The 18570-nt window shown below is 70.7% G+C and carries 18 protein-coding genes, 1 tRNA gene, 1 pseudogene and 1 riboswitch; of the genes and pseudogenes, 16 read left to right on the top strand and 4 right to left on the bottom strand.

The window, feature by feature from the left end; all coding sequences use genetic code 11:
- Positions 1–123 precede the first annotated feature (123 nt).
- Positions 124–280: riboswitch (cyclic di-AMP (ydaO/yuaA leader) on the top strand.
- Positions 281–284: 4 nt separating this feature from the next.
- The 3 genes from OG246_RS35765 (at position 285) to OG246_RS35755 (ending at position 3069) form a co-directional block, all read left to right on the top strand.
- Entirely contained in the window at positions 285–1208 is a 924-nt protein-coding gene (locus OG246_RS35765; protein WP_266472889.1) for a LysM peptidoglycan-binding domain-containing M23 family metallopeptidase, read from the top strand.
- A gap of 211 nt (positions 1209–1419) precedes the next feature.
- The gene (locus OG246_RS35760; protein WP_266472887.1) at positions 1420–2139 is read left to right on the top strand and encodes a DUF6250 domain-containing protein; all 720 of its coding nucleotides are present in this window, start codon (positions 1420–1422) and stop codon (positions 2137–2139) included.
- Positions 2140–2283: 144 nt separating this feature from the next.
- Complete coding sequence (locus OG246_RS35755; RefSeq protein ID WP_266474952.1) at positions 2284–3069, top strand: SGNH/GDSL hydrolase family protein; 786 nt, start codon at positions 2284–2286, stop codon at positions 3067–3069.
- Between the two features lie 103 nt (positions 3070–3172).
- Here OG246_RS35755 and OG246_RS35750 read toward each other — a convergent pair whose 3' ends face one another.
- Positions 3173–3793, bottom strand: coding sequence for a TetR/AcrR family transcriptional regulator (locus OG246_RS35750; protein WP_323178361.1), 621 nt, complete (start codon positions 3791–3793; stop codon positions 3173–3175).
- Positions 3794–3875: 82 nt separating this feature from the next.
- The gene (locus OG246_RS35745; protein ID WP_266472885.1) at positions 3876–5054 is read right to left on the bottom strand and encodes a Glu/Leu/Phe/Val dehydrogenase dimerization domain-containing protein; all 1179 of its coding nucleotides are present in this window, start codon (positions 5052–5054) and stop codon (positions 3876–3878) included.
- Between the two features lie 363 nt (positions 5055–5417).
- On the opposite strand from OG246_RS35745, the gene OG246_RS35740 reads away from it, so the two are divergent.
- The 12 genes and pseudogenes from OG246_RS35740 (at position 5418) to OG246_RS35685 (ending at position 16506) form a co-directional block, all read left to right on the top strand.
- Entirely contained in the window at positions 5418–6632 is a 1215-nt protein-coding gene (locus OG246_RS35740; protein WP_266472883.1) for an MBL fold metallo-hydrolase, read from the top strand.
- Between the two features lie 407 nt (positions 6633–7039).
- A pseudogene (locus tag OG246_RS35735) lies at positions 7040–8764 on the top strand (ATP-binding protein); the annotation flags it as partial.
- 593 nt (positions 8765–9357) lie between these two features.
- On the top strand, positions 9358–9792 hold the full coding sequence (locus tag OG246_RS35730; protein ID WP_266472882.1) for a roadblock/LC7 domain-containing protein: 435 nt from the start codon (positions 9358–9360) through the stop codon (positions 9790–9792).
- 2 nt (positions 9793–9794) lie between these two features.
- Positions 9795–10166 (top strand): DUF742 domain-containing protein, encoded by a 372-nt coding sequence (locus OG246_RS35725; RefSeq protein WP_266472880.1) that lies wholly within the window; start codon positions 9795–9797, stop codon positions 10164–10166.
- A complete protein-coding gene (locus tag OG246_RS35720; RefSeq protein WP_266472879.1) occupies positions 10144–10743 on the top strand; it encodes an ATP/GTP-binding protein in 600 nt (199 codons plus the stop codon). Before OG246_RS35725 ends, OG246_RS35720 begins: the two co-directional genes overlap by 23 nt.
- Positions 10744–10803: 60 nt before the next feature.
- Entirely contained in the window at positions 10804–11406 is a 603-nt protein-coding gene (locus OG246_RS35715) for a GAF domain-containing protein (RefSeq protein ID WP_266472878.1), read from the top strand.
- A gap of 165 nt (positions 11407–11571) precedes the next feature.
- Entirely contained in the window at positions 11572–12600 is a 1029-nt protein-coding gene (gene tdh, locus OG246_RS35710) for an L-threonine 3-dehydrogenase (protein ID WP_266472877.1), read from the top strand.
- A gap of 99 nt (positions 12601–12699) precedes the next feature.
- Positions 12700–13893 (top strand): glycine C-acetyltransferase, encoded by a 1194-nt coding sequence (locus OG246_RS35705; protein WP_266474950.1) that lies wholly within the window; start codon positions 12700–12702, stop codon positions 13891–13893.
- Between the two features lie 56 nt (positions 13894–13949).
- Positions 13950–14852 (top strand): LysR family transcriptional regulator, encoded by a 903-nt coding sequence (locus OG246_RS35700; protein ID WP_266472876.1) that lies wholly within the window; start codon positions 13950–13952, stop codon positions 14850–14852.
- Positions 14853–14948: 96 nt separating this feature from the next.
- Positions 14949–15536, top strand: coding sequence for a helix-turn-helix domain-containing protein (locus tag OG246_RS35695; RefSeq protein ID WP_266472874.1), 588 nt, complete (start codon positions 14949–14951; stop codon positions 15534–15536).
- On the top strand, positions 15533–16078 hold the full coding sequence (locus tag OG246_RS35690) for a GNAT family N-acetyltransferase (protein WP_266472873.1): 546 nt from the start codon (positions 15533–15535) through the stop codon (positions 16076–16078). Before OG246_RS35695 ends, OG246_RS35690 begins: the two co-directional genes overlap by 4 nt.
- A gap of 68 nt (positions 16079–16146) precedes the next feature.
- Entirely contained in the window at positions 16147–16506 is a 360-nt protein-coding gene (locus tag OG246_RS35685; protein ID WP_266472872.1) for an MmcQ/YjbR family DNA-binding protein, read from the top strand.
- A 14-nt stretch (positions 16507–16520) separates the two neighbouring features.
- On the opposite strand, the gene OG246_RS35680 is transcribed toward OG246_RS35685, so the two are convergent.
- Together OG246_RS35680 and OG246_RS35675 are read right to left on the bottom strand one after the other, a co-directional pair.
- Entirely contained in the window at positions 16521–17432 is a 912-nt protein-coding gene (locus tag OG246_RS35680) for a transketolase family protein (protein WP_266472870.1), read from the bottom strand.
- Between the two features lie 65 nt (positions 17433–17497).
- Positions 17498–18199 (bottom strand): transketolase, encoded by a 702-nt coding sequence (locus OG246_RS35675; RefSeq protein ID WP_266472869.1) that lies wholly within the window; start codon positions 18197–18199, stop codon positions 17498–17500.
- A 178-nt stretch (positions 18200–18377) separates the two neighbouring features.
- Between OG246_RS35675 and OG246_RS35670 the strand changes: the two genes are divergently transcribed.
- Positions 18378–18451, top strand: a tRNA-Pro gene (locus OG246_RS35670).
- Positions 18452–18570 lie beyond the last annotated feature (119 nt).

Below are 18570 nucleotides of genomic sequence, written 5' to 3'. Positions count from 1 at the left end.
GGGAATTCCGGCATGGATCAAGGGGGTCACGCCCACAGAAAGTCCACATGGTTGTCGACGCGCTCTCATTTCGCTTACGTTCGCCCTCAATCCGGACGGACGCCCAATCCTGCCGCCGCCCGGAATCCGCACTCACCCGTATGTGGCAGGAGCGGGGGACCCACAGGTAAGACGCCTGTTCCGGTCTCCGGAACGGCTAGGGGTATAGCCGCGCAGCAGCGCGGCCGGGCATCTCCAGCCCGCACCCGACAGCTCACCTCGCAGGCGCCGGAGAGGAATTCGTCATGCCCGCGAAGGGTAAGCACCGCCGTCCCAAGTCCCAGCGTTTCACGCGCTCGATCGCCGTTGCCGGAACGGGTGGCGCCGCGCTCGCGCTGCCGCTGATGGGGGCCACCGGTGCCCATGCAGCGACTCCGACGGCCACGGTTTCCTCGACTCAGGAAAAGGCCGCGACGGCTCAGGAAAAGGCCGCCACTTCTGCTCCGGCCGCCGCCAAGAAGACCGCGACGAAGACCTACGCGGTAAAGGCGGGCGACTCTCTTTCGAAGATCGCCACCGACCAGAGTGTCAGCGGCGGCTGGAAGAAGCTGTACTCGGACAACCGCAAGGCTGTCGGCGAGGACCCGGCTCTGATCCACCCCGGCCTGAAGCTGACGATCGGCAAGAAGGCCGCGTCGAGCGGCACCACTGAGTCGTCCGCCAAGTCGAAGTCGTCCACCCAGTCGTCCAAGTCTTCCGAGTCGTCCACCAAGACGGCCGCCGAGACCACGACCCCGGCGACCGACACCGCCAGCAGCTCCGGCTACACCCTGCCGGTCGAGGGTGCCACCGTCGGCACCGCCTACAAGACCGCGGGCAGCATGTGGTCCAGCGGCTACCACACCGGCGTGGACTTCGTGGTCCCGACCGGCACCACCATCAAGTCCATCGCCGCGGGCACCGTCGTCTCGGCGGGCTGGGGCGGCGCGTACGGCAACCAGGTCGTCATCCAGCACACCGACGGCCAGTACTCGCAGTACGCCCACATGTCCTCCCTCTCCGTCTCGGCGGGCCAGACCGTGACCGAGGGGCAGCAGATCGGCCTCTCCGGCGCGACCGGCAATGTCACCGGACCGCACCTGCACTTCGAGATCCGCACGACGCCGGACTACGGCTCGGACGTGGACCCGGTCGCGTACCTGCGCGCGCACGGTGTCACCGTCGGCTGACGCCTCTCCCTTACCTCCGAAGGCCGGACCCCACGATCCCCGGGGTCCGGCCTTCGGTGTTTCGTGGCCGACGGACCGCGTTCCTTCGGATTCATGAGCGGCACATTGCGGTCTTGTGGACAGCCCGGACGAGGTGTCGACAGACGTGCCGCGGTGGCCGCACAGTGATCTCCGTAAGCGCTTTCTACTCCGCGCGGAGGTCCGCTTTCCCGTGACGACCACTCGTAGAACCTTCGGAGCCCTGGCCGCCGGTGCCGCCCTCGCGGCGCTCGTCCCGGCCACCGCCGCGAGCGCCTCGCCGCGCTACCGTCGGGGCCGGCTCCTCGCCCACGACAGCTTCCGGCACGGACTCGGTCATTGGGCCGCCGAGCTGGAGAACGGCGGCACGGTCACGGCCTCGCGCGGTGTCCTGGACATCGACGTGCCGGCCGGCGCGACGGTCTGGTTCAGACGGAAGCTCGAAGGGCCGTACGTCATCGAGTACACCGCGACGCCGGTCTCCGCGGGCGGTGTCAACGACCGGGTGTCCGACCTGAACAACTTCTGGAACGCCGTCGACGTCCGCTCCCCGGCGGACCTCTTCGCCACGCCTCGGGGCGGCGCGCTCGCGGAGTACGACTACTTGAAGACGTACTACGTCGGATACGGCGCCAACACGAACACGACGACGAGGCTGCGCCGTTACGTCGGCGAGGCCGGCGTGCGTCCACTGATCCACGACTACACGGAGCCGCTGCTCACGGCGAACGAACCGAACCGGGTGCGGATCGTGTCGGACGGCTCCACCGTCCAGTGGTGGAACAACGGGCGGCTGGTCTTCGACTACAGCGACCCGGAGCCGTACACGAGTGGGCACTTCGCGTTCCGCACCACCTGGAGCCACTTCAGGATCACGGACTTCCAGGTATGGCGGCTGTTCAACCGCCCCTGACAGGCCCTTATTCCGAGCTTGACCCAGACTTTATGAGTGGCTTATCTCACCACACGTCAACCCCTTCCTACGGTCGCGTAGCTCACACCCGAAGGTGAATCATGGGCCGATGTGGCAGACGATTCGAAGAGTGTCAACAGATCAGTGATCGGGTCGTACGTGGCGGTGGGGGACAGCTTCACCGAGGGCGTCGGCGACCCCGGGCCTGACGGGGCCTTTGTCGGCTGGGCCGACCGGTTCGCGGTACTTCTCGCGGACCGGCAGCCCGAGGGCGACTTCAACTACACCAATCTCGCCGTGCGCGGCAAACTGCTCGACCAGATCGTCGAGGACCAGCTCTCGCGGGCGAAGGAGCTCGCGCCCGACCTGGTCTCCTTCTGTGCGGGCGGCAACGACATCATCCGGCCCGGCGTCGACCCCGACGAGGTCGCGGAGCGTTTCGAGCGCGCGGTCGCCGATCTCACCTCACATGTCGGCACCGTCATGGTGACGACCGGCTTCGACACCCGTGGCGTGCCCGTGCTGAAGCACATGCGCGGCAAGATCGCCACGTACAACGGGCACATACGGGCCGTCGCCGACCGGTACGGCTGCCATGTCCTCGACCTGTGGTCCCTGAAGACGATTCAGGACCGCCGCGCCTGGGACGGCGACCGTCTGCACCTGTCACCCGAGGGCCACACCCGCGTCGCGCTCCGGGCCGGCCAGGTCCTCGGCCTCGAAGTACCGGCCGACCCGGACCAGCCGTGGCCGCCCCTTCCGCCGCGCGGCACGCTCGAGGCCAGGCGCGACAACATCCACTGGGCGCGTGAGTACCTGGTCCCGTGGATCGGGCGGCGCCTGCGCGGCGAGTCCTCCGGGGATCATGTGGCGGCCAAGGGGACGCTCTCGCCGGACGAGATCAAGACGTGGATCGACGCGGTGGCCTGAACCGGGGCGCGATGCCGGGCTCGACGGCTGAGTGAGGGGTGGTTGGTGGTGCCGGGACCCGGCACCACCAACCACCCCTCGACGTTCCGGAGAAGCGCGTGCCTCAGCGCACCGCCGCCGTCAACGCCTCGCGGTCGAGGCCCAGTTCGCGTGCCAGTGCCTCGTCCACCCACTCGTGGGTCCGCGCTCGCGAAACGGCACCCGCGTACGAGGTCATCTGGACGGCGAGACCGTCGAGCAGCGCCGTGAGCCGCAGGGCCGTGCCGGTGGGATCCGGGCAGCGGAACTCACCCGCGGCCACTCCCTCCGCGATCACCTCGATGATCGCGGCCTTCCACTGCTTGTCGAGGTAGCACGTGACCTCCCGCAGCGCGGGCTCGCGCAGTGCGGCCGCCCAGCCCTCGATCCACAGCCGCCAGCCCTTGGCCTGCCCGGTCGGCGCGTACCAGCGCACCGCGGCCCGCAGCCGTCGCAGCGCCGACGTACGACGGCCGAGCAACTTGCGCAGATGGGCCAGATCGTCCTCGGCCGCGTATGCGAACGCCTCGGCGACCAGCTTCTCCTTGGTCGAGAAGTGGTACAGCACCAGCGCGTTGCTCACTCCGAGTGCCGAGGCAACATCGGCGATCCGTACCGCCGCCACACCACGCGCCTCGATCTGTTCGACGGCGGCGCGCAGCAACTCCTCACGCCGCTCCGCCACGTTCAAACGCACTCTCGCCACGCGGCAACCCTAATCCCTCGCCAGACGTGGTGTCGGAGCCGGGTCTCCATGGTTCGCGCTGGTCGTGCCGGTGGTCCCGCCGTCATGCGTACCAGCCGAACCGCTCCGCGATCACCGGCAGCCGGTCGGCGACGATGGCGTGCGCGGCGGCCCGCGGTGTGATCCCGTCGGCCTCCGCGCGGGCCAGCGTCCGGTCGATGAGGGCGCGCATGGAGCGCCGTGTGTACGCGAACGCCTCGTCCGCGTCCGCGCCGATGTCGCCGAACAGCGTCCACCACCACCAGGCGTTCGTCCCGGAGTTGACCACGACGTCCGGCAGCACGATGACCCCGCGCGCCGCGAGCAGTTCCTCCGCCTCCGCCAGAACCGGCATGTTGGCCGCCTCGACGACCCAACGGGCGGTGATCCGGCGCTGGTTCGCGGTGTCGATCGCGTACGAGACCGCCGCGGGCACCAGCACCTCCGCGTCGACGGACAGCCAGGCGTCGCCCGGCAGTTCACGGTCGGCCGGGCGCAGCGCCGAACGGTCGACCGTCCCGTACGCGTCCCGTGCCGCGAGCAGCGCGTCGACGTCGAGGCCCTCAGGGTTGGCGATCGTGCCCTTGATGTCGGCGACGGCCACCAGCGTGAGTCCCGCGCGCGTGAGGAAGCGTGCCGTGGCCCCTCCCATGGTGCCAAGTCCCTGCACGGCGAAGCGCGTTCCCGCGTACGGCATCCCGGCGCGGTCCAGAGCCGCGAGCACCGACTCGGCGACACCGCAGCCGCCGACCAGCTCGTCGAGCCCGATCCCGTCCACCTCGACCGCGAAGGCGTCCGCGAGCCGCCGTCTGGCCGCCACCTCGTCGTCGAGCAGCGGGTACACGGCCTGGATGGACGAGACGAGCCCCGCCTCCTCGGCGGCCCGGTCGACCAGGTCCTGGGTGAGGCCGAGATCCTCGCCCGTGGTCCAGAAGCTCTCGATGTACGGGCGCATGGCGCGCAGGTAGCGCACCAGAAGGCCGTACGCCGCCGGGTCCTGGGGATCGCAGTCGATGCCGCCCTTGGCGCCGCCGAGCGGGATGTAGCGGCCCTCGGGGTTGTAGTGCAGGGCTTCTTTCATGGTCATCCCCCGGGCGAGCCCCGCGACCTCGTCCAGCGTGCAGCCCGCCCGCATCCGCAGCCCGCCGCTGGCGACGCCCCGTACGAGCCGGTCGACCACGAGGAATCCCTGGTGGCCGGTGACGTGGTCGGTCCAGGTGAGCAGCATCAGGGGGGCGGTCACGGGGGTCTCCTCGGGTACGGCGGTCAGGGGGCTGGAGGGCCGGCGCGAGGCCCACCGCCGTGGGGGTGTCGGAGTCCTCGGTACATGGTGTCTCCAAAGGCGGCCGGATGTACGGGGCCGGACGGTCACAGTACGCCTACTGAACCATCGGTCAGTAACCGAGCTCGCGTCGTGGAACCGAACACGCGTCCGCCCCGTGGACGGCGGAACGCGCGTCCCGTGGCCAGGAAGAAGAGCGGGCGCCGTGGGGTTGTGGAGATACAGGCCATGGGGTCACGGAAATTGTGCTGTGACAGGGCCGACCCGGCGCTGTCAGAGGCGGCGACCATAATGAAAGCCTGACTGACTCCACCTGGAGGTACTGTGACCGGTTTCCGTACCCTGAGCTCCGGGCTCCGCGCGCTGCGGCCCGCCGCCTTCGGCGCGGATCCGGCGGGTGAGCGCCTGGAGCGCATCCGCAGATCGCCGAACTTCGCGGACGGTGTCTTCAAGAACCCGGCGGGTACCCCTCGGCCGGACGGCGCGATGCGCGAGTTCGCGAAGACCTTCTTCCGCAAGGAGGAGCGGGTCCTGCGCGCCCCGGCGGGCACGGTGCCGGTGCACGCCACGACGCTCGCCGACCTGGGTAGGCCCGTGCCCACCGGGCTGCGGCTCACGTGGATGGGGCACTCCAGCGTCCTCGCCGAGATCGACGGGCACCGTGTGCTGTTCGACCCGGTCTGGGGTGAGCGCTGTTCCCCGTTCGACTTCGCCGGACCCAAGCGGCTGCACCCGGTACCGCTGCCACTGGCCGCGCTCGGCCCGGTCGACGTCGTCGTCATCTCGCACGATCACTACGACCATCTCGACCTGCCCACGATCAAGGCCCTGGCCGACTCGGACACGCTGTTCGCGGTGCCGCTCGGTGTCGGCGCCCACCTGGAGCGCTGGGGTGTGTCGGCGGACCGGCTGCGTGAGCTGGACTGGAACGAGTCGACGAAGGTCGGGGGAATCACCCTGACCGCCACGCCGGCCCGCCACTTCTGCGGCCGGGGCCTGCGCAACACCCAGCACACGCTCTGGGCGTCCTGGGTGGTGGCGGGCGATGAGCACCGGATCTACCACAGCGGCGACACCGGCTATTTCGAGGGCTTCAAGGACATCGGCGCCGAGCACGGCCCGTTCGACGCCACGATGATCCAGATCGGGGCGTACAGCGAGTTCTGGCCGGACATCCACATGACGCCCGAGGAGGGCATGCGCGCCCACCTGGGCCTTCAGGGCGGGCGGCCCAGCGGCGTCATGCTGCCGATCCACTGGGCGACGTTCAACCTGGCGGCCCACCCGTGGGCGGAGCCCGGCGAGGGGTCGATCGCGGCCGCGGACGCGGCCGGTGCGCGGGTCGCGCTGCCCCGCCCCGGTGAGCCCTTCGAACCGACGGCCGAGACCGTTCCGTCCGAGCCCTGGTGGCGCGCCGTGGCCGTCACGCCTGAGGGTGGCTGGCCCGCCGCTCAGAAGACCACGGTCAGCACACCGGGTGACGTCGCCGCCGGGACCCCGGAGGGCACCGGGGAGCCGGAAACGGTGCCCGCGGGCTGATTCTCGGATCACGGGGGCTGATTTTTCGATCGACGGCGAGGGCCGGGGAGCGCACTGCTCCCCGGCCCTCGCCGTTTGTTCCCGACCGCTTCTGACCAGCTCTGATCGAATCCGGGCCGCGACGCGAACGTGTGTCCGAGGGTGTTATCGGTCTGTCGTACGAGGCCTCATACCAGAGCGGGACCCTGGCCGTGGGAGTTTGTCAACTGCCCACCGCACATGATGCGTTGCCGACTACTGTCAGTTGCCGTCGGGCGACGCGGGGTCGAATTTTTCGGCTCTCTCGACCGGCACCGCGATGACGCACGACCGAGTCGCGCAGACCTGCGGGAGCCCCAGGGGGCATCCGACCCGTCTCCGACCCGTCAGAGGCCCCCCACCCCCGACGTACCAGTACGAGGACGCCGATGTCTCACCTTCGCGCACCGGCCGCACGCGCAGACCGCCGTGAGGGCGGACGGCACGGACGGCCGGTCGCCCACACCGCACCCTCGCTGCCCGAGACCCACCTGCGGCCCCAGCTGCTGCGCCTCGCGGTGCTGCCGCCGACCGCGGTGGCCCTCAGCGCGTGCGCGGCTGTGCTCTTCACCGTCCGCTCGACCGGCGCACGCCCCACGCTCATCCTGTGGGCCGTGCTCGCGGGCGCCGTGGGCGTGGCGCTCGCGGGCATCGTGATCGCCGCCGTGGCCGCCGACCGCGCCGCCACGTCCGTGCACGAGCGGATAGGCGCCCTGCGCCGCACAACCGCCCGCACCGAGGGCGACCTGCGTGCCCTCGTGGAAGGACTGCGCCGAGGCGAGAGCCCGCCGGCGCGCAAAGCGCGTCGCCAGCCCCCCGCCGACGCCGACGACTTCGAGCTGCTCGCGGCCGACCTCTCGCGCGCCCACGACGGCGCCGTCACCGCCGTCGTACAGGCCGCGCAGCTCTCCAGCCACGCGGGCAGCGAGCAGAAGGTCGAGGTCTTCGTCAATCTGGCGCGGCGGCTTCAGTCTCTCGTGCACCGCGAGATCTCGATCCTCGACGAGCTCGAGAACGAGATCGAGGACCCGGATCTGCTCAAGGGTCTCTTCCACATCGACCATCTCGCCACCCGCATCCGGCGGCACGCCGAGAACCTCGCCGTGCTCGGCGGCGCCGTCTCGCGCCGGCAGTGGAGCAACCCCGTCTCCATGACCGAGGTGCTGCGGTCCGCGATCGCCGAGGTCGAGCAGTACTCGCGGGTGAAGCTGGTGCCTCCGATCGACGGCACCCTGCGCGGGCACGCCGTCGCCGACGTCATCCATCTGCTGGCCGAACTCGTGGAGAACGCCACGGTGTTCTCGGCCCCGCACACCCAAGTGCTGCTGCGGGTCAACCTCGTGACCTCCGGACTCGCCGTCGAGGTCGAGGACCGGGGCCTCGGCATGCCGCTCGGCGAACAGAACAAGATGAACGCCCTGCTCGCCGATCCCGACCAGGTCAATGTCGCCAGCCTGCTCCAGGACGGCCGCATCGGGTTGTTCGTGGTCTCGCAGATCGCCCGGCGGCACGGCATCCATGTGCGGCTGCAGAACAATATCTACGGCGGTGTCCAAGCCGTACTCGTCGTGCCGCAGGCGCTGTTGGGGACGGCGCAGGGCGACCCCGGGGTGCTCACACGGGCGCAGCCCCAGGAGCCGGGCGCGGACCGGCGCCCGCCGGCCAGACCGCAGGCCGTGCAGGCGGGTCCGGTGTCCGCGCCGCCCGGGGGCGTGTCTCCTGTGCCTCGGCAGACGCCGCGGGAGCAGACGCCGCGGGACCAGACGCCGCGGGGCGCGGGGGCCACGGGGCGCAGCGGTCCGGCGCCGCTGCCCGTGCGCGGTAGCCACCTGGAGCGGCCCAACCCGGCGGAGGCCGTGCCCGGCATCCGCCCCGACGACCGGCACGCGGTGACGGAGCACGCGGGCAAGCCACCCACGGCGCGAGGCGGTGCGGTCCGCGGCACCATGGGCAAGCCCCAACTGCCCACGCGGCGCGCCCAGGAACACATCGTCCCCCAGCTGCGTGAGGGGCCCGCGCCCCGACAGGACGCGGAGCACGTCGCCGGTCACGACCCCGGCCTCATGGCGGCGTTCCAGCGGGGGATCGGGCTCGCGGAGGCGGCCCATGCGGAGTCGGCGCGCACCGAGGCTCCGCGGGACCGGGCGCACCTGGACCTGGTGGACACGGGTTCGCTGCCGCCGCTGGAGATGGTCCGGGTGGATGTGCCGATCGTGGGTGCGGGGCGTAGGGACACCGCCGCCATGGACAGCGCCGCCAGGGACTCCGGCCACATGGACTCCGGCCACATGGACACCGCCCCTATGGGTGCGGGCCATAGGGGCACGGAGCACATGGACGTCCCCGATGCTCCGCGCGTTGAGCAATCACACGTGGATGTCTCACATGCGGATGCCTCCCACATGGAGCGACCGCACATGGAGCGACCGCATATGGATGGGCTGCACATGGACGGTGCGGCCCGAGTCGACGGAGTACCCGGAGCGCCCATCGGCGTGGCGCACATAGCCGAAGCGCACACGGCCCATGCGCCCGCGCCGCACGAGGCGCAGGGGGCGCGCGACGCCGCGCCCGCGCCTGCGCCGGGACAGGACTTCACCACCCGGCACGACGGGAGCGCACCGGCCGGATGACCAGTGGCCTCTCCATCCCCACACCCACCCCCTCCGCTCCCACAGACCTTCGTACCTCAAGGAGTCGATCCACCATGGCGAGCGATGCGCCGACCGGCCAGGTATCCGATCTCGACTGGCTGATGAGCGGCCTCGTACAGCGCGTACCGCACACCACGAGCGCGGTACTCCTGTCCTGCGACGGACTCGTGAAGTCGGTCCACGGCCTCGACACGGACAGCGCCGACCACATGGCGGCGCTGGCCTCCGGCCTCTACTCCCTCGGCCGCAGCGCGGGCATCCGCTTCGGGGACGGCGGCGACGTACGCCAGATCGTCGTCGAACTCGACTCGACCCTGCTGTTCGTCTCCACGGCCGGCTCGGGCACCTGTCTCGCCGTACTCGCCGGGCGCGAGGCCGACGCGGCGGTGCTCGGCTACGAGATGGCGATGCTGGTCAAGAGCGTCCGGCCGTATCTGATCACCGCCCCCCGGCAGCCCGCGGCCGAACCCTCGGCGATGAGGCCTTGAGCGTGGCCGCGGCCGGCGACGGGCCCTGGCTCGACGACGCGGCCGGCCGGCTGGTGCGCCCCTACACGGTCAGCAACGGCCGGACCCGGCCCACCACCGCGCTCGACCTCCTGTCGCAGGTCATGGCCACCGGCGCCACCCCCCTCGGCTACCTCGGGCCCGAGCACTCCCAGGCACTCGAACTGTGCCGGGCCCCCGTCTCGGTCGCGGAGATCGCCGCACACCTGAAGCTGCCGGCGGCGGTCACCAAGGTGCTGCTGTCCGACCTCGTCGACTGCGGGGCGCTGACGACGAAGCCTCCGACCTTCCACCACAACCCCACTGACCAGTCTCTTCTGGAGGCAGTGCTCGATGGACTACGACGACAGCTCTGACCCCTTCCCCACCGCACTGAAGATCCTGGTGGCGGGAGGGTTCGGGGTCGGCAAGACGACCTTTGTCGGCGCGGTGAGCGAGATCGCGCCGCTCAGTACGGAGGAGCTGCTCACCACGGTCAGCACCGCGACCGACAGTCTCGACGGCATCGAGAACAAGGTCGAGACGACCGTGGCGATGGACTTCGGCCGCATCACCCTCGATCCGGAACACGTGCTGTATCTGTTCGGAACGCCCGGACAGGAGCGGTTCTGGTTCATGTGGGACGAGCTCTCCGAGGGTGCGCTCGGGGCGGTGATCCTCGCCGACACACGACGTCTGGAGGACTGCTTCGCGGCCGTCGACTTCTTCGAGCAGCGCGGTCTCGGCTTCATCGTCGCGGTCAACGAGTTCGACGGCTCCTACCGTTACGACCCCGAGGAGGTGCGCGCGGCCATCGACCTCGACCCCGGGATCCCCGTCGTGCGCTGCGACGCCCGGATCTCCAGCTCGGGCGTGCAGACCCTGCTCGTCCTGGTGCGGCACCTCCTCGCCCACGCGCCGGCCACGGCGCCGAGCCACGGGGCCCACATGTGAGGCCCGCACCTAACCACGGAGCCCGTGTATGACATCTGCCCCAAGTCGTGGAGTCCGTATATGAGTTATGAGCCCGCGCGTCCTGCCGGTCGTCTGCTGCTGACCCCGCAGGACAAGGACGTCGCCGCCCGGGTGCGGCGGCTGCGCAGGCTGGGCCTGGGGGCGCGCGCGGAGCCTGCCTTCGACGCCTTCGCGGACCGGCTCGCCGAGGTCACCGCCGTGCCGTACTCGATGGTCAACTTCATCGACGAGAACCGGCAGTTCTTCGCGGGCCTGCACACTCCGGACGGCGGTGACCTGGACGGTGGCCTCGGCGGAGAGCTTGGCGGGGAGCTTGGCGGTGGTCCTGGCGTGGGCCGCTATATGGCCCGCGACTATGGCTTCTGCCCCCATGTGGTGGTCCGACGCAAGGCGCTGGTCCTTGAGGACGTCTGCGACTACCCGCGTTTCGCCGGGAATCCGGTCGTCGACGAGATCGGTGTCCGTTCCTACCTCGGCGCCCCGCTGATCGACCACACGGGCATCGTCCTCGGCACGGTCTGTGCCGTCGACATCGAGCCGCGCCCGTGGGGGAGAGCGGGCCTGGAGATCATCAAGTCGATGGCGGCGGAGCTGGTCGAGCAGATCGAACTACGGGAGGGCGGGGGGCTGCCCGAGGGGTGAGGCGCACGGTGGCGTGAAGCAAAGCTGCGGCGGTGCTTAAGAAATCCTCGATGGACCAGGGCGCCGTCGTACGGCAGATTTCTACGGGATCTCACCCCTCTCCCCGGTACGGGCCGGCCGTTCCGGCGTGCCCTGCTTCGGGACCTCACCCACAGGAGCCGTTGCGTGAAGGCGCTGGTCAAGGAGAAGGCGGAGCCCGGGCTCTGGCTCGTGGACGTTCCGGAGCCGCAGGCCGGCCCCGGCGATGTACTGATCAAGGTCCTCAGAACCGGGATCTGCGGCACCGATCTGCACATCCGGTCCTGGGACGGCTGGGCGCAACAGGCCATCAGTACGCCGCTGGTGCTCGGGCACGAGTTCGTCGGCGAGGTCGTCGAGACCGGTCGCGATGTCGCCGACATCAAGATCGGTGACCGGGTCAGTGGCGAGGGCCATCTGGTGTGCGGCAAGTGCCGCAACTGTCAGGCCGGGCGGCGCCACCTCTGCCGTGCCACGGTCGGCCTCGGCGTCGGCCGCGACGGCGCGTTCGCCGAGTACGTGGTCCTGCCCGCCGCCAATGTGTGGGTGCACCGCGTTCCCGTCGACCTCGACGTCGCCGCGATCTTCGACCCGTTCGGCAACGCCGTGCACACGGCTCTCTCCTTCCCGCTGGTCGGCGAGGACGTACTGATCACCGGCGCCGGACCCATCGGCCTGATGGCCGCCGCGGTGGCCCGGCACGCGGGCGCCCGCAACGTCGTCGTCACCGACGTCAGCGAGGAGCGCCTGGAGCTCGCCCGCAAGATCGGTGCGAGCCTCGCCCTCAACGTCTCGAACGCCACGATCGCCGACGGCCAGCGTGAACTGGGGCTGCGCGAGGGCTTCGACATCGGCCTGGAGATGTCGGGACGTCCCGAGGCGATGCGCGACATGATCGCCAACATGACGCACGGCGGCCGGATCGCGATGCTCGGCCTGCCGGCCGAGGAGTTCCCGGTCGACTGGTCCCGGATCGTCACCTCCATGATCACGATCAAGGGCATCTACGGCCGCGAGATGTTCGAGACCTGGTACGCGATGTCGGTCCTCCTCGAAGGCGGCCTCGACCTCGCGCCCGTGATCACCGGCCGGTACGGCTACCGCGACTACGAGGCGGCCTTCGCCGACGCGGCGAGCGGCCGCGGCGGCAAGGTCATCCTCGACTGGACTGTCTGAGACCTTCCCTGGCCGTCTGAGACCTTCCCTGGCCGTCCGAGACTTTCCCTGGCTGTCCGACACTTGCCCGGACCGCTTGAGACTTCTAAGGAACTGATGATGTTCGATTCCGTACGCGACGATCTGCGCACCACCCTCGACGAGATCCGCGCCGCCGGTCTCCACAAGCCCGAGCGCGTCATCGGCACCCCGCAGTCGGCGACGGTGAGCGTCACCGCGGGCGGGCGACCCGGCGAGGTACTCAACTTCTGCGCGAACAACTACCTCGGCCTCGCCGACCACCCCGAGGTCGTCGCCGCCGCCCACGCGGCCCTCGACCGCTGGGGCTACGGCATGGCGTCCGTGCGCTTCATCTGCGGTACGCAGGAGGTGCACAAGGAGCTGGAGCAGCGGCTGTCGGCGTTCCTCGGCCAGGAGGACACGATCCTCTACTCCTCCTGCTTCGACGCCAACGGCGGCGTCTTCGAGACCCTCCTCGGTGCCGAGGACGCGGTCATCTCCGACGCCCTGAACCACGCCTCGATCATCGACGGCATCCGCCTGTCCAAGGCCCGCCGCTTCCGGTACGCCAACCGTGATCTGGCCGATCTGGAACAGCAGTTGAAGGAGGCGGCGGGCGCCAGGCGCAGGCTGATCGTCACGGACGGCGTCTTCTCCATGGACGGGTACGTGGCCCCGCTGCGCGAGATCTGCGACCTCGCCGACCGCTACGACGCCATGGTCATGGTCGACGACTCGCACGCCGTCGGCTTCGTCGGCCCCGGCGGCCGCGGCACCCCCGAACTGCACGGCGTCATGGACCGCGTCGACATCATCACCGGCACGCTCGGCAAGGCACTTGGCGGTGCCTCCGGCGGTTACGTCGCCGCCCGCGCCGAGATCGTCGCGCTGCTGCGCCAGCGCTCGCGTCCGTACCTCTTCTCGAACACGCTCGCCCCGGTGATCGCCGCCGCCTCCCTCAAGGTCCTCGACCTGCTGGAGTCGGCGGACGACCTGCGGGTGCGGCTCGCCGAGAACACCGCGCTGTTCCGCCGCCGGATGACCGAGGAGGGCTTCGACATCCTCCCCGGCGACCACGCGATCGCGCCCGTCATGATCGGGGACGCCGCGAGGGCGGGACGCCTGGCGGAGCTGCTTCTGGAGCGCGGCGTGTACGTGATCGGCTTCTCGTTCCCGGTCGTGCCGCAGGGGCAGGCGCGTATTCGGGTTCAGCTGTCCGCCGGGCACTCGACCGAGGACGTGAACCGGGCGGTGGACGCGTTCGTGGCCGCCCGCGCGGAGCTGGACGCCTGAGCGAGGGCCGTTCCGGTTCGCCCGGCCTGTTTGCCCGACCTGAGAGAATCGGTCGCATGATCGAAGCGCGGCGGCTCCACATCCTCCGTGCGGTGGCCGACCACCGCACGGTGACAGCGGCTGCCGCCGCGCTCTATCTCACGCCCTCGGCCGTCTCCCAGCAGCTGACCGCCCTGGAGCAGGAGACGGGTCACCGGCTCGTGGAGCGCGGCGCGAAGGGCGTACGGCTGACTCCGGCCGGGGAGATCCTGCTCAGCCACACCAACACCGTCCTCGCCCAGTTGGAGCGGGCCGAGGCGGAGCTCGCCGCCTACAGCTCGGGCGCGGCCGGCACGGTCACCGTCGCCTCCTTCGCGACCGGCATCGCCCTGGTCGTGGCCCCCGCGGTGGCCCGCCTCGCCGTGTCGGCGCCCGGCATCCGCATCCGCGTCCAGGACGCCGAGGGCGACGCCAGCCTGCCGATGGTCCTCGACCGGCAGGTCGACGTCGCGGTGGCCGTCGAGTACCGCGGGGCCCCGCCCGCCGACGACCCCCGCCTGACCCACGTACCTCTGTACGCCGAGCCCTTCGACGCGGTCGTCCCGGTCGGCCACCGCCTCGCCGACGCCGACGAAGTGCCGCTCGCGGAGCTGGCCAAGGACACGTGGATCGGCCCGTACCCGGGCAATCCGTGCCACGAGGTAGTGGTCCTGGCCTGCGAGAGCGCCGGCTTCCAGCCCCGCCTCGAACACTCCTCGGACGACTTCCGCGCGGTGGTGGCCCTGGCCTCGGCAGACGCGGGAGTGGCGCTCGTACCGCGCTCGGCACTGCGCGGCATGGACCTCACCGGTGTGGTCGTCCGCCCGGTCGACGGGGTGGCTCCGACGCGGCGGGTCTTCGCGGCCGTACGGCGGGGAGCGGAGGGGCATCCGCTGATCCGGCCGGTGCTGGACGCGCTCCGGGGTGCCGCGGAGGGGTAGCGCGGGCCGCTTGTACGGGCCGGTGCTGCTGTTGCGTGAGGCGCTCAGGCCAACTCCGCTCCCGGTGTTTCTCGGATATGAGATATCGTCCCTTATATGAAACGGCCTGATGGAGACGGTCTTGCCCCGGACCCCGTCGATGCCCGGCTCGCCGCACGCCTCGGGGAGCTCCGGGCCGAACGCGGCTGGTCGCTCGGGGAGCTGGCTGAACGCAGCGGGGTGAGCCGTTCCACCCTGTCCCGGGCCGAGCGCGCCGAGATCAGCCCCACCGCCTCGCTCCTCAACCGGCTGTGCGGTGTCTACGGGCGCACCATGTCGCAGCTCCTCAGTGAGGTCGAGGCGGAGCCCGCGCTGCTGGTGCGCGCCGTCGAGCAGACGGTGTGGGAAGACCGGGACTCCGGCTTCGTACGGCGTTCGGTGTCGCCGCCGCACTCCGGGCTGCGCGGTGAACTCGTCGAGGGACGGCTCGCGGGCGGCTCCGACATCGCGTACGACCGGCCCCCCGTACCCGGCCTGGAGCAGCACATCTGGATCCTGGAGGGAGCGCTGGACGTGACCGCCGGGGATGTCGAGCACCACCTCGGCGTCGGTGACTGCCTACGGCTGCGGGTGTGGGGGCCGACGCGGTTCCGGTGCCCCGGCCCCGACGGCGTACGGTACGCGCTGGTCGTGGTGGAGCCGTGACCGCCGTCTCAAGGCTGAGCGCGCCCGAACTCCTCGCCTGCACCGAGGAGTTGGCCGACCTGCTCGCCGACACTGTGGACGACGGCGCCTCGGTCGGCTTCCTCGCTCCGCTCGACCGCGCCGCGGCCCTGTCCTGGTGGGAGGACCGCGCGGACGCGGTGTCGTCCGGCCACCTCGCCGTCTGGGTGGCACGGACCGAGGGCCGGCTGCTCGGCACCGTGAGTCTCGCCTTCCCCGACAAGCCCAACAGCCGCCACCGCGCCGAGCTCGTGAAGCTGATGGTGCACCGGGCCGGCCGTGGACGGGGCCTCGGCCGCACCCTCCTGACGACGGCCGAACAGGCGGCAGCCGCGGCGGGAGTGACCCTCCTGCACCTGGACACCGAGACCGACAGCCCCGCCGAGTCCTTGTACTGCTCGGCGGGTTGGACCCGGCTCGGGGCGATACCCGACTACGCCGCGACGCCTTCGGGCGAGCTGCGGCCGACCACGATCTTCTACAAGAGGGTCGGGTCGGGGAGTGTCGGCGCAGGTGACAGGTGAGGGGTGGCCGGACTGGGTGGGGCGGTGGGCCGGGGCGATTGTCGGTGCCATTGACTACGGTGCCTCTCATGCCGGATGCCGAAGACGTACGACGTATCGCCCTCTCCCTGCCGGACACGACGGAGAAGATCGCCTGGAGCATGCCCACATTCCGGGTCGCGGGAAAGATGTTCGCCACGCTGCCCGAGGAAGAGACCTCCATCGCCGTGCGCTGCCCGAAGGAGGAGCGGGACGAACTGTCCAGGGCCGAGCCCGGGAAGTTCTGGATCGCCGACCACGAGGCGGGCTTCGCCTGGGTCCGCGTCCGCCTCGCGGCGCTGGAGGACACCGACGAGCTGCGCGACATCCTCGCCGACTCCTGGCGCCAGGCGGCCCCGACCCGACTGCTCGAGTCCTACCCGGAGTTGGGTCTTCCGGCCGTCGACTGAATCTGACCTGACGTTCACCGGAGGACGCCTGCTTCCAGGAAGCCGCTGATCCGCTGCCGCAACGAGCCCGCGTCGAGACCGTGTGCGGTCAGGTGCTCGTCGACCTGCCCGTAACGGCGCAGCTCACGGCGGCCCACGCCCAGGCCGAGGACGCGGTGGGGCACGTCGGCGAGAGCGTCGCCCGCGAAGGCCGTGGACGTGCCGGCCAGGTATGGCTCGACGAGGACGACATCGGTGCCCGCCGCCTCACTGGCCCGGCGCAGCGCGGCCGTGTCGAAGGGGCGGACGGTCGTCGCGTACAGGACGGTGACGTCGAGCCCTTCCGTGGCGTCGAGCACGGCGTCGAGCATCGGGCCGACGGCCAGGACCACCCCGGCGCGCCCTTCGCGGACGGTGATGAAGCGCGCCCCGTCGACCGGAAGCGCCTGCGCGTTGGACTGCACCGACAACCGGACGTACACCTTGTCGTCCCCGGCGGCGATCGCGTGGCGCAGCAGGGTCTCGGCCTCGTCCGGGTGGCCCGGCACATGCACGGTCCAGCCGTCCAGCGTGTCCAGCAGGGCCACGTCGCCGGGGGCCATGTGCGTGTACCCGCCCGCGGGCCAGTCGAAGGACGCGGACGCGCTGACCAGCACCGCGCCCACGTCCTGGTGCCCGAGGTCGAGCTTGACCTGCTCGAAGGGCCGCTCGACGAGGAAACTGGCGAAGGTGTGCACCACGGGCCGCAGCCCGGTCAGCGCCAGTCCGGCACCCGCCCCGACGAGGAGCTGTTCGCGGATGCCGACGTTGATCACCCGCTTCGGGTGCCTGCGTCGAGCCTCCGTGAAGCCGTCCGTGCCGATCTCGGCGAGAACGACGGCGACGCGTGGATCCTCGTCGAGCAGCTGGGTGACGACAGGGGCGAAACGGTCACGCATGGTGTCCATGGGTACTCGTGTCCTTCCAAGGGGCTTACGGAACGGAGAGGTGCGGGACGGGGCACGGCCGAGCCTCAGTCGAGCTTCGGCTCGACCTGGGCGACGACCACCCGCGGACGGCCCGGGTGAGGGGCGGTGAAGGCGGCGTACAGCGCCTCGTGGTCACGGCCGTCGACGGTCGCCGTGGACCAGCCGGCCGCCTCGAACCGCGCGGCGATGCCGCCCGGCCGGGCATGGCTGGCCGAGGAGTTGTCGATCACGACGGTGTGCAGCCGTTCCAGACCGGCCGGACCGGCGTACGCGATCGCCTCGTGGTTGCTGCCCTCGTCCAGCTCGGCGTCGCCGGTCAGCACCCATACGCGCGGTTCGTCCAGCCCCTGCGCCCGCAGCCCCAGGGCCATGCCGACGGCGATCGGCAGCCCGTGTCCCAGCGACCCGCTCCCGATCTCGGCACCCGGCACCAGCACCCGGTCCGGGTGGTGCCCGAGCGGCGAGTCGTACGACCCGAACCCGGGCAGCCACGCGACGGGCACGAACCCCTTGGCCGCCAGCACCGCGTAGTACGCCATCGGCCCGTGCCCCTTGGACAACAGGAACCGGTCCCGCTCCGGATCGCCCATCCGCTCTGGCCCCACCCGAAGCACCCGGTCGTACAGCACCCACAGCGCGTCCAGGGTGGACGTCGCCGCCGGCCCGTGCTTCTCGTCGCCGGTCATCAGCCCCATCAAGTGGGGCAGGTCCGCGTACACGTAGCTCTGTTCCGCTGTCGTCGTCATACAGACGACTCTGCAACCTCAACCAAACTTCAGGTCAACTCGGGACGCGGGCCCTCGTACGACCCGTATAGACGCAGGCCCTCGCATGGCCCGTATAAACGAGGGCGCGATCAGCAGCGCGAGTGCGGTATTGTTTCGATGCACGTTCAGCCGGGGGAAACCCCAGGTCAGACGGCACCGGGACGTGGCGCAGCTTGGTAGCGCACTTGACTGGGGGTCAAGGGGTCGCAGGTTCAAATCCTGTCGTCCCGACGGTGCGAAGGGTCTTCGCAGGCGAGAGCCTGCGGGGGCCCTTTTCGTATGAGGCGTTGCCGATCTTCGGGGTTGAGCACGCCGCTCATAGGCGCCTTCACTCGGAGGCCGGCGAAAAT

Origin of the sequence: Streptomyces sp. NBC_00620 (genome assembly GCF_026341825.1) — a bacterium.
GTDB lineage: Bacteria > Actinomycetota > Actinomycetes > Streptomycetales > Streptomycetaceae > Streptomyces.
Note: the sequence above shows the minus strand (reverse complement) of the source record. Positions and strands in the feature narration are given on the sequence as shown.